The sequence below is a fragment of the Paenibacillus sp. F024 genome, assembly GCF_057814255.1.
In genome coordinates this window covers 25,847-36,477 of the sequence record NZ_JBVASZ010000036.1, presented here as the reverse complement: position 1 = coordinate 36,477, position 10,631 = coordinate 25,847, and the positions used below count along the sequence as shown (strand labels likewise).

8 protein-coding genes and 1 rRNA gene are annotated in these 10,631 nt (G+C 47.3%); 5 read left to right on the top strand and 4 right to left on the bottom strand.

Annotated elements, in window-relative coordinates; translation table 11 throughout:
• Positions 1 to 5: 5 nt before the first annotated feature.
• Positions 6 to 122, top strand: a 5S ribosomal RNA gene (gene rrf, locus ACZYR9_RS23515).
• A 774-nt stretch (positions 123 to 896) separates the two neighbouring features.
• Positions 897 to 2,264, top strand: coding sequence for a sodium-dependent transporter (locus ACZYR9_RS23510; RefSeq protein ID WP_488980853.1), 1,368 nt, complete (start codon positions 897 to 899; stop codon positions 2,262 to 2,264).
• A gap of 60 nt (positions 2,265 to 2,324) precedes the next feature.
• Here the strand turns inward: ACZYR9_RS23510 and ACZYR9_RS23505 are convergent, their stop codons facing one another.
• The 4 genes from ACZYR9_RS23505 to ACZYR9_RS23490 form a co-directional block, all read right to left on the bottom strand.
• On the bottom strand, positions 2,325 to 3,353 hold the full coding sequence (locus ACZYR9_RS23505) for an LLM class flavin-dependent oxidoreductase (protein ID WP_488980852.1): 1,029 nt from the start codon (positions 3,351 to 3,353) through the stop codon (positions 2,325 to 2,327).
• Positions 3,354 to 3,433: 80 nt separating this feature from the next.
• Positions 3,434 to 4,447 carry an LLM class flavin-dependent oxidoreductase gene (locus ACZYR9_RS23500; protein WP_488980851.1) on the bottom strand — a complete coding sequence of 338 codons (1,014 nt, stop codon included), beginning with the start codon at positions 4,445 to 4,447 and terminating at the stop codon, positions 3,434 to 3,436.
• Between the two features lie 32 nt (positions 4,448 to 4,479).
• Positions 4,480 to 5,439 (bottom strand): TIGR03571 family LLM class oxidoreductase, encoded by a 960-nt coding sequence (locus tag ACZYR9_RS23495; RefSeq protein WP_488980850.1) that lies wholly within the window; start codon positions 5,437 to 5,439, stop codon positions 4,480 to 4,482.
• 17 nt (positions 5,440 to 5,456) lie between these two features.
• Positions 5,457 to 5,795, bottom strand: coding sequence for an ArsR/SmtB family transcription factor (locus tag ACZYR9_RS23490; RefSeq protein ID WP_488980849.1), 339 nt, complete (start codon positions 5,793 to 5,795; stop codon positions 5,457 to 5,459).
• A gap of 318 nt (positions 5,796 to 6,113) precedes the next feature.
• On the opposite strand from ACZYR9_RS23490, the gene ACZYR9_RS23485 reads away from it, so the two are divergent.
• The 3 genes from ACZYR9_RS23485 (at position 6,114) to ACZYR9_RS23475 (ending at position 10,630) form a co-directional block, all read left to right on the top strand.
• Complete coding sequence (locus tag ACZYR9_RS23485) at positions 6,114 to 7,118, top strand: AI-2E family transporter (protein ID WP_488980848.1); 1,005 nt, start codon at positions 6,114 to 6,116, stop codon at positions 7,116 to 7,118.
• A 593-nt stretch (positions 7,119 to 7,711) separates the two neighbouring features.
• Entirely contained in the window at positions 7,712 to 8,380 is a 669-nt protein-coding gene (locus tag ACZYR9_RS23480) for a Crp/Fnr family transcriptional regulator (protein ID WP_488980847.1), read from the top strand.
• 171 nt (positions 8,381 to 8,551) lie between these two features.
• The gene (locus ACZYR9_RS23475; RefSeq protein WP_488980846.1) at positions 8,552 to 10,630 is read left to right on the top strand and encodes a hydantoinase/oxoprolinase family protein; all 2,079 of its coding nucleotides are present in this window, start codon (positions 8,552 to 8,554) and stop codon (positions 10,628 to 10,630) included.
• Position 10,631 lies beyond the last annotated feature (1 nt).

Below are 10,631 nucleotides of genomic sequence, written 5' to 3'. Positions count from 1 at the left end.
CTTAGTTTGGTGATGATGGCGGAAGGGAACCACGCGTACCCATACCGAACACGACCGTTAAGCCTTCCAGCGTCGATGGTACTTGGACCGCAGGGTCCTGGGAGAGTAGAACGTCGCCAAGCAAAATAAAGAGCTTCTTTGGATCATAATCCAGAGAGGCTCTTTATTTTACATACTAGATACATTGCATTTATACAGAGTTAATGAGTCGTATATATAATGATCATAGAACACAATGGAGGTGTAATCAGCTTTGACACGCAGCTATTATTATGAAGAAGATCGGGAATCGGCCGATGAAATCAGTGAAAAGCCTTCTGAATCGGAAGAAGTACGTTTATCCATTTAACTGTTATCAAGACAAAGCTCGATAAGTTAATATTCATTTTAGGAGGTTCTAAAATGGTCGTTTTCGATGTCATTGTGAATGGCCAAATCCGGGAAACGATCCGGCCTATCAATCAAAGAGTTGGAGAAATGTATTGGTTTATGGTTGATCGAGTTCAAATAATCAAAGAAAAGTATGGTGAAGATTTTCAAATATATAAAAGGATCATATGCTGACGATCTGACTTTCCCTCGCAACAATCGGCTATCTCTACTCCATTTATTCCTTCGACTCCTAATTATTTCTCTTAACAAACGGTAGTGCATGTCCATATCAGTGGAAAGAAAACAGGCAGCCGCGGCTGCCTGTTTTCTCTTTGAAAGGAAAGGATAAAAAAACTTCTTCTGATTAATTTTTGTAATTCTGGTTGAAATGTATAGTAAGCGTGCCATAGTCACGCTTCAAACCTGTTGTGCAAGGATTTCATGAAAATTGTAAATACTTTTATGGAATAGGAATAAGGGGTTGTTCACATGAAATCGGATAACAGAACGTTAGGAGATGCTGTATGAATAAAAACGGGTCATCCGAATCAACCGGCAAGCCGGCTGCAGGAAATGTCGAGCGATTTACTTCCACAGGATTTATATTAGCCGCAATCGGCAGTTCGGTAGGCTTAGGGAATATGTGGAAATTTCCCTACATAACAGGAACACACGGCGGCGCCGCATTTTTTCTGTTATTTATTATTTGCTTAATTATCGTGGGACTGCCGATTTTATTGGCGGAAATGGCGATCGGCCGTGGAGGCCGGGGGAATCCTTCCATTTCCCTATATAACTTGACGGGCAATAAGGTTTGGAGTCTATTCGGTTTGTTATCTGTAATCACCGCGTTTTTAATTATGTCATACTACGCGGTTGTTGCCGGATGGACATTACAATACACGATAGAATCGTTCACGGGAGGATTATTTCAACCGGACTTAGATTACAAAGACAAATTTGAATCCTTTGCCTCCGGTTACATGCCGCTGATTTGGCATGCCGCAGTGATGGTGATTTGCGGTTGGATTATTGCAAGAGGGGTTTCAGGCGGAATCGAAAAATTCAACAAAATATTGATACCCGGCTTTTTTGTCATCTTGGTTATTTTAATGTGGCGGTCTCTGACGCTTCCCGGTGCGGGGGCAGGAGTGGAGTTTTTTCTCAAACCTGACTTTACGAAGCTGAATGCGGAATCTGCCCTTATCGCTTTAGGACATGCTTTTTTCTCCCTATCGCTTGGGATGGGCTGTATGCTGACGTATGGATCTTACGTGGACAAAAGGCAATCGCTTGGAACTGCGACGCTGGCCATTGGATTTGGCGATCTGGTGTATGCGTTTATTGCGGGCCTCGTTATTTTTCCCACCGTTTTCTCTTATGGACTTGAGCCCGGGCAAGGTGTAGGTTTGGCGTTTATGGCACTTCCTGCGGCTTTCTCCCAAATGCCGTTTGGCATTTTATTCGGAGGGTTATTCTTTTTACTGCTCGCGATTGCTGCCCTCACGTCTGCAATTTCGATCTTGGAAGTCCCGGTTTCTTACGCTATGCATCAATGGCATTGGAGCCGTAAAAAAGCTTCCTTTTATGTGACGGCACTCTGTTTCATTATCGGGATACCGTCCGCTCTTTCGGTTGGGGGGATCCTTTCTGGTGTAACGATCGGAAATAAGGGTATATTTGATTTGATGGATTTTCTTACCTCGTATATCTTGATGCCCCTGGGAGGGCTAATCGTTTCATTGTTCACGGGATATGCTTGGAAGCGTGCGGGTGAGGAAGCAGGCTTATCCGGCTTCTGGTATAAGGCCTGGATGTTGTCGCTGCGGGTATTGTCTCCCGTACTGATTTTGTTGATATTCCTTTATTCGGTAGGTCTCTTACGATGGTAAACACGGGCTAAAGCAAACAATAAAAAAGGAACCGTCAGATCCGGTTCCTTTTTTATAAGATTATTTCTTTTTGACGATGTCGGCTAAAATTTCGTAGGAGCGAAGGCGTGCTTGATGATCGTAGACTTGAGCGATGGCCATGATTTCGTCAGCCTGTGTATCGTCTACAAATTTCTGCAGCTTTTCCCTGACGGTCTCTGGGCCGCCGACGATGGATGTGCCTAACTGATGCCGCAAAGCTTCGATTTCATACTCGCTCCATTGCTCGTGAAGGTTTTCCACCGGCGGCTGAAGCGGTACATCGTTATTCCGGCCCAAGTTCAAAAATTGCTGCTGTAGCGTAGTGGATAGAAGCTTTGCTTCATGGTCCGTATCCGCGGCAATCACGTTGACCCCGACCATGGCATACGGCTTATCAAGAACCTTGGAGGGCTCAAAGTAACGACGATACAGCTCTAGTGCAGGCAGTGTATTGTTAGGAGAAAAGTGGCTGGCAAAAACGAACGGCAGACCCAGTTGGCCGGCCAGCTGAGCGCTGAATCCGCTGGAGCCCAGAAGCCAAATCGGAATATTCAATCCCTCGCCCGGAATAGCTCTGACATGCATATTTCCTGAAGCCAAATCGGGATTGAAATAGGCTCGTAGCTCTGCCAATTGCTCTGGGAAATCGTCGCCAGTGCTTCTGCGGTCCCGTCTTAAGGCATGTGCAGTACGCTGGTCCGTACCGGGGGCACGACCCAGACCCAAATCAATACGGCCCGGAAACAATGATTCGAGAGTCCCGAACTGTTCGGCGATGACCAACGGAGCGTGATTAGGCAGCATGATCCCGCCCGAACCTACTCTGATTTTCGACGTGCCGGCGGCTACATGACTAATGACAACCGATGTGGCGGAGCTGGCGATGAAGGGCATATTATGGTGCTCGGCGAGCCAGTACCGGTTAAATCCCCATTTTTCAGCATGCTGGGCTAGATCCAGCGTGTTTCGAAAAGACTCGGCAGGACTTCCGCCCGCGACAATCGGAGAAAGATCGAGCACTGAAAATGGAATATCGCTTAATTGTTTTCCGTTAGTATTTACCGACATGAGTTCATCTTCTTTCTTTATGGGATAGATATGGGTAATATTTTTTGCGTAAGGCTTTTAAAAAATTCAACTATATTAATTTAACCCTTCATAGCTTCAGCTAAAAGCTCATAAGAACGCAGCCGTGCCTTATGATCGAAAATTTCGGTGTGAGCCATAATTTCATCCGCCCCCGTTTTTTCGATCAGCTCCAGCAATTGCTTTTTAATACCGGATAGATCTCCAATAATGGAAGTAAAGAGCTGCTCTTCTACTGCTCTTCGTTCACCCTCGCTCCACAGCATGTCCATGCTATCGACAGGAGGCTGTAGGGGTGCCGGCTGTCCGCGGGTGAGCAATAAAAACTTTTGGTACATGGAGGTAGCCAATTTTTGCGCCTCCTCCTCGGTGTCTGCAGCCGCTACTTGTACGGATAAGAGGACATACGGCTTATCAAGCACATCGGACGGACGGAAGTTGTTCCGGTAAACGTCCAGCGCGTCCATCATATTGCCTGGGGCAAAATGCCCTGCAAACGAAAAGGGCAAACCAAGCTTTCCGGCCAATTCCGCGCTGTAAAACGCCGAACCTAGCAGCCAAATCGGCACCTCGCTATGCTCACCGGGAATCGCGTGGAACGTATGGGCCCCATTGGCCGTTGCCGTTCCGGAGCCATACAAGTAAGCGATCAGCTCCTGCAGCCGCTCCGCAAATTCTGGCTCGCCGGCTGTTCGCTGCCGCAAAACATTAGCTGTTAACCGGTCTGTTCCCGGAGCGCGGCCTAACCCAAGATCAATGCGGCCCGGAAAGAAGGCTTCTAACGTACCGAATTGCTCTGCCACGGATAAAGGAGAGTAATGGGAGAGCAGCATAGCGCCTGATCCCACACGAATCTTCTCCGTTACGGAGGCCACTCTTCCAATCACAATGGAGGAAGCGGAGCTGGCCATACCTACCCAATTGTGATGCTCCGCCAGCCAAAATCGTTTGTAACCCCATTGTTCAGCCTTCCTGGCCAGTTCAAGAGTGTTCGCAAGGGACTGTTCAGGAGTGCCTCCGGCAATAATGGGAGAAGGGTCAAGCACGGAAAGGGGGGTATTCGCTAAGCTAGCCATAAATCATCGTCCTTTCAAATTATGAATGCATGTTATTTTTGTACGGCAAGTTCATGAGCAGGAAACCAGGGTAAAACTTCTTCTCCAAGCTCCTGGATGACTTCCTCTGGCGGACGTTTGGAGAAATACAAAACAAAGGCCAGATGATTGACGCCAATGGACTGAAATTTGTGAAGCAGCTCCACCAAATACTTACGTCCAAGATGATATCCTAACGGAATTGCCGTTGGAACAGCATCGGGATTATCCGATAAATCGATAAATAAGGATTGGCTAAAAGGCTTAAATGTGCCCGGTGCGGCAATTTCCGTCAAGGCACGATAATCCCGGATCAACATTTCCTGTTCATGAATGTTTCGGGGATATTGAAACCACCCGTCGCCGTGCTCTGCAATCCATTGGATGGATTGTCGGCTAAACCCTGTAATCATGGTTGGAATCGCAGCTGCGGGCCTTGGAATTAATTGCATATGCCGGCCGTCAAACTCACCTAATTCGGATTTCACCGAAGCATGATCATTAAGCAGTAATTGCTCCATATAATGATAGGCTTCCTGGAATTTCTCGTCGATGTGCGCTCTCTCGACACCCAAGGCGGTAAAGTCCATTTCCCGGTCTCCGGAAGCCACGCCCATAATTAAGCGATTAGGGAACAGCGCGTCAATCGATGCCGCTTCCTTGGCGATTCTTACGGGATGACGCAGCGGCAGAACTACACCTGCGGTCCCCAGCGCAATCTCTTTAGTATGTGCAGCGAGATACGTTAAATAAATCCACATATCATACATTTGGCCATTGTCATCTATATGAAGGTTTTGTATGGTGACATCACGAAGCCAGAGCGCCGCAAATCCGTATTCTTCTATTGTACGGGCCAGATGCAGCTGGTTTTCCATACTGGGAGTCTTCGTCATTTTTGCCGTCGGCAGTACAAAACCAAGCGTCAATTTGTTTTGTTGATATAATCTTCGAAATGCACCGTGCTTTAACACGCTCACCCCACCTTAATCTATAGTCGTAAACGAATATATTGTTCGAATTGTTTAATCGATTCTTCATTGCGGCGATAATAGGTCCATTGGCCGATTCTTTTCATTTCCACTAAGCCGCTTTGCTGCAATATCGATAGGAACTGGGAAGCTGTGGATTGCGAAATTCCCGTCTTCGCGCGAATATCGCTTACGCAAACGCCTCCTTCAAATCCTTCCTCTTTAATAACATGCGCCTGTGTGGAAAAGTGAGTCGCGGGATCCTTTAGCAGCTGCAGGATATCCAGTCTGGTTTGATTGGAGAGAGCTTTAAAGATATCTACCGCCTTTTGATCGTTCATTCCATGTAATTCCTGCATCAAAGGAAGCCTCCTCCTTTCTTTACTACAGACGATCCATCGATAAATTCGAAATTTTCGATATATAAAGAACTATTAAATCGGTATATTGGTATATCGAAAAATCGCGATATTTAAATCATAATGATTTCAGGGTATAAAGTCAAGGCACGAAGTCGTCTGTCGGTACTTGAGGCTCCGCTATCTTCCGGCATCAAATTGCAATGAAAGTCCCTAATAATTTGCATTTTGTCGATATATTCATTGCTCTATCTCTTTTCATTGTTGTAGACTATAAATTAGTACAAACTAGCGAGCTATTGAATGGAGACAACATGGATGGAGAATATCAAGCGATTCTTTTCAAATCTGACCGTAAGACGATTTTTAATCATTCTTGTCATATGCTTGCTGTTGTTTAGCATAAGGGACATGCTGAACCTCGTTTTGTTAACCTTTTTGTTTATTTATATCATGAATAGCCTTCAGCATTTTTTTACGAAACAAATCAATAAATATATCCCGGTCAATAGCAAGGTCATTATTATACTGCTGTATCTGATATTAGTTACGACAATCGTTCTTGGTATCATTAATTATTTGCCGATCCTGTTTGTTCAAATCAAACAATTAAAAGCTACTTTTATCGGGCTATCTCATATGCCAGTTCCACAGGATGAAATATCGCAATATGTGTATAAAACGTTAAAAGATTTGGATGTGCAATCTTACATCAGACAAGGCTTTGAATATATTCTTAGAATAAGCAATTGGGGAACAACCTTCGTCCTGGCGATTGTATTGAGCTTTGTCTTTATTCTTGAAAAAAACAGAGTGACGGTTTTTACTTCCAGGATGAAGGAAAGCAAAATCTCCTGGTTATATGAAGAGCTTGAGTATTTCGGCAAAAAGTTCGTTTTGTCTTTTGGAAAAGTCCTGGAGGCTCAACTTCTTATCGCTACCTGCAATACGATATTTACGGTTATCGGTTTATGGATTTTAGGTTATCCTTACCTTTTTGCGTTAACCATGATGATCTTTCTGCTTAGTTTAGTTCCCGTGGTCGGTTTTTTAGTTTCGTTAATCCCTTTGAGTATCATCGGATATGCGATGGACGGATATCTGATGGTGATCTATGTTTTATCCATGATTGCCGCGCTTCATTTCGTTGAGGGATATTTTTTAAACCCGAAGCTGATGTCCTCCAAAGTGAACCTTCCTATGTTCTACACATTTATCATTCTTATTTTCTCAGAGCATTACTTGGGAATATGGGGCTTGATCGTGGGCATTCCGATTTTTATCTTCTTGTTAGATATGCTTGATGTAGATACGTCCGGGTGACGTGACAATTATAGGAGCTGTAAGGGCTGCCCATATACCATAGTCAAAAGGTTTGCCGCGGCACGGCAATATGGAGGAACACTATAAGATTTGGACGCAGTTAATTATGAAATAAAACAAACGCGTTAAATTTACCGCGCTTACAGGGCGCGGTTGTTTTTGTTTAAAATGATGGCTGTGTTATTGCTGGAAGTGGATTGGCACCCCGTGATGAATACAAAAGTTGCTCTTCATCTGTCTTGAAACAAATGAGCGTTTGGTCTTTATCGTATTCATAATTTTCTTGTTAGTCCCAAAATATTGAGATATTATTTATACATAGGGGTTTGTAAGAAATCATTACATTTCCATAAATCGTGAAGGTTTTTTACCTCATAATAAAGAATCACCGTAATTTTCTTCTCCCACCTTCTAAAAGCTACCCTTTCCTGACAAAGTCTAAGCTCAACGCATCATGGTCAACAATTCAACTATCAGCAAACCGTGTTTGTTAAAATGGCGATCATAGCTTGATACCGGATTAAATAATTTGATTATTCAAACATTTATTTATTTCATTCAGCTTAAACAGATAGGAAGGGAGCCGTACCCAAATGCAGCATGTCGTTCAAGAGGCATTTCATCCCCGCGCGTTCGGCGCATTGCCGCCCGAGATCAGTGAGCTTGCAGCTCACCGATTTTTCCCGCAGGGGAGCATCATCATCCGGCAGGGTGAGCCGGCACGGCATTTTTTCTATGTCCATGTCGGGCACGTGAGGGCTACCATCGTACGACCGGACGGTGCGGAGAAAGTCCTTGCTTTTGCAGAGCCCGGGCAGTTTTTTGCGGATGTTCCCTTCTTTCAGCACGCTAACCATTGGTATACGGGAGAAGCCGTGGAGTCCACTAAGGTAAGCGCATTTTCCAGGGAAACGATGGAAGAGATTGTCCGCATCCGTCCTGACTTCGTTTTCATATTGATGCAATCGATGGCCCACAAGGTCTGGATGCTGAGCAACCAGATGATGACTTTAACCTTCGATCCTTCCGAGGTTCGGCTGGCTCGGATTTTGCTGGAGATTCTTGCCCGCAAACCCGAGGGTACGCGGTCGCTGTCCATGACCCATCAGGAGCTTTCCGCTCTGGCGGGGACCTCCAGAGTCATGGTGACCCGGGTGCTTAACGGATTGCGCGCTCGCGGAATAGTGGATCTCCGTAAGGGCGTTCTTTTTATTACCGATATTTCGGAGCTGGAGCGATTGGCGGCTTTCGAGATCGGCTAAGCTGCATCCCGGAGAGGTGGTGCCGGCCAATATTTGTACGATATGTAACTAATGAACAGATCGAAGAGTCACCCCCTTGTTATACTAGGTTCAGGCAAACGCTGAATAGACCCGGTGGAATTGCTTTTGGCGTTATGCACTATGAGGAAGTTTCAGAAAGGGGAGGACTGAATGAGTTGGCGTATTGGTATCGACACGGGAGGCACGTTTACAGATGTAGTTGCTCTCAATGATGTGACTGGTGAGGAGAAAGTATTCAAGACGTCCAGTATTCCCGATGATCCGTCACGAGCCTTTCTTGCCGGAATTGAAGGGGTTCTGGCAGAAATCGGCAGCACCGCTTCCGAGGTAACCATGCTGCTGCATGGAACCACCGTAGCCACGAATGCCGTTTTGGAAGCGAAGTACTCCCGCATCGGACTTATCGTCACGAATGGATACCGCCATATGCTCGAGGTTGCACGCCAGAACGTACCCGGAGAATTTGGCGCCATCACCTGGTGGATCAAACCGCCTAGGGTTGTTCCGTTGGAATTGGTGCGCGAGGCCGAAGGGCGACTCAACTATCGGGGCGAGGAGCTGCGCCCGCTGGACGAGCGGCAGATTCGATTGGCAGCGCGCGAATACCGTGATTTGGGTGTAAAAGCGATCGCCGTCTCGTTCCTCCATTCTTATCAGAATCCTGTCCATGAAGAACGGGCCCGGGAGCTCATTCTAGAGGAATACCCCGACTGCTTTGTTTCCATTTCCGCTGATGTTATCCGGGAATACCGCGAGTATGAGCGAACACTGACCACTTGCTTGAACACCGGATTAATGCCGCTTCTTTCTACTTATCTTGACCGGCTGGGCGACCGGGCTCAAGGAGCAGGTATAGAAGCGCCGCTTTATGTTATGAAATCAAGCGGAGGTGTTGCCACCGCGACCGAATTAATCCAACGGCCCATTGCTGCATCTCTTTCGGGACCTGCTGCCGGTGTCATCGCCGCTGCGGCCATTTCCGGCGCGGCAAGAATTCATGATGTATTGACCTTGGATATGGGCGGGACCAGCACGGATATGGCTTTGATCGAAGGCGGAATCCCGCGTCTGTTAACGGAAGGCAAGATTGATATTTACGACATCAAGTCTCCTATGATCGATATGACTACCGTGGGAGCGGGAGGCGGCTCCATCGCCTGGCTTAGCGGCAGCAAGGCCCTGCGTGTAGGGCCGCAGAGCGCGGGATCGTTTCCCGGTCCTGCATGCTATGGAAGGGGGGGCCAGGAACCCACGATAACGGATGCAAACCTGGTGCTGGGCCGGATTCCGCCTTACCTGCTGGGAGGGTCGATTCCACTCGACCGCCAAGCGGCTTATAATGCCATCCAGGCTAAGATTGCCGAGCCATTGGGACTTTCCGTGGAGAAAGCGGCCGCAGGCATTCTGGAAATCGCTACGCAAAACATTGCTGCCGGCATACGCGTCGTCTCGGTCCGCCGTGGACGCGACCCCCGTAATTATGCTTTGTTTGCCTTTGGCGGCGCAGGCGGTCTCATGGCATCTCCTGTTGCAAATGCGCTGGACATGAGCAGGATCTTGATTCCTACGGCTCCTGGAGCTACTGCAGCGGCCGGACTGCTTTATTCGGATGTGCGCGTGGATCATGTGATTACCGATGTGCAGCGCGAAGACGCGCTGGATGTGGACCGGTTGAACGACGAGTTCCTGCAGCTGCGCGACCGGGTAGAAGCGGATCTTGCCCGTCAAGGGTTTGAACATTCCGGTGTCCGTCTGCAAGCGTTTCTTGACATGCGATATGTCGGTCAGGCGTTTGAAATCCGTGTTCCTCTGCCTTTCCCCGACGGCTCCATTGCCGGATCGCTTGCCGGTACCCTTAAAGGCTTCCATGCGGCTCATGAGGATCAGTACGGATACTCTTACGAGAACAAAACACTGGTTGAAATTGTAAATATCGGGGTGACCGGCTTCGGCCTGCTCGCACCGCCGCGCCAGCACTCCAAGCAAGCCTCGGACCTGAGATGGAGCGATTTTTTGAAGTCCACTCAGCCTATGTATTTCAACGAGTCTGCAGGCTTTGTCGATTGTCCGATATATGAACGTCCTAAAGGGCCTATCTCGGAGCCATTGGTCGGGCCGGCAGTCATTGAACAGTACGATACGACTACCGTTGTGGAACCCGGGTGGGTCGCCACGATTAATGAGTTCGGGCACCTGCTCCTCACCCGAAACGCTAAAGGAGGGTCTTAGT

Bases quoted from the DNA above. Each gene is read 5' to 3' on its own strand.
- ACZYR9_RS23505 (WP_488980852.1), bottom strand. From the start codon at position 3,353: ATGTCGGTAAATACTAACGGAAAACAATTAAGCGATATTCCATTTTCA.
- ACZYR9_RS23480 (WP_488980847.1), top strand. From the start codon at position 7,712: ATGCAGCATGTCGTTCAAGAGGCATTTCATCCCCGCGCGTTCGGCGCA.
- ACZYR9_RS23485 (WP_488980848.1), top strand. From the start codon at position 6,114: ATGGAGAATATCAAGCGATTCTTTTCAAATCTGACCGTAAGACGATTT.
- ACZYR9_RS23475 (WP_488980846.1), top strand. From the start codon at position 8,552: ATGAGTTGGCGTATTGGTATCGACACGGGAGGCACGTTTACAGATGTA.
- ACZYR9_RS23490 (WP_488980849.1), bottom strand. From the start codon at position 5,795: ATGCAGGAATTACATGGAATGAACGATCAAAAGGCGGTAGATATCTTT.
- ACZYR9_RS23510 (WP_488980853.1), top strand. From the start codon at position 897: ATGAATAAAAACGGGTCATCCGAATCAACCGGCAAGCCGGCTGCAGGA.
- ACZYR9_RS23500 (WP_488980851.1), bottom strand. From the start codon at position 4,447: ATGGCTAGCTTAGCGAATACCCCCCTTTCCGTGCTTGACCCTTCTCCC.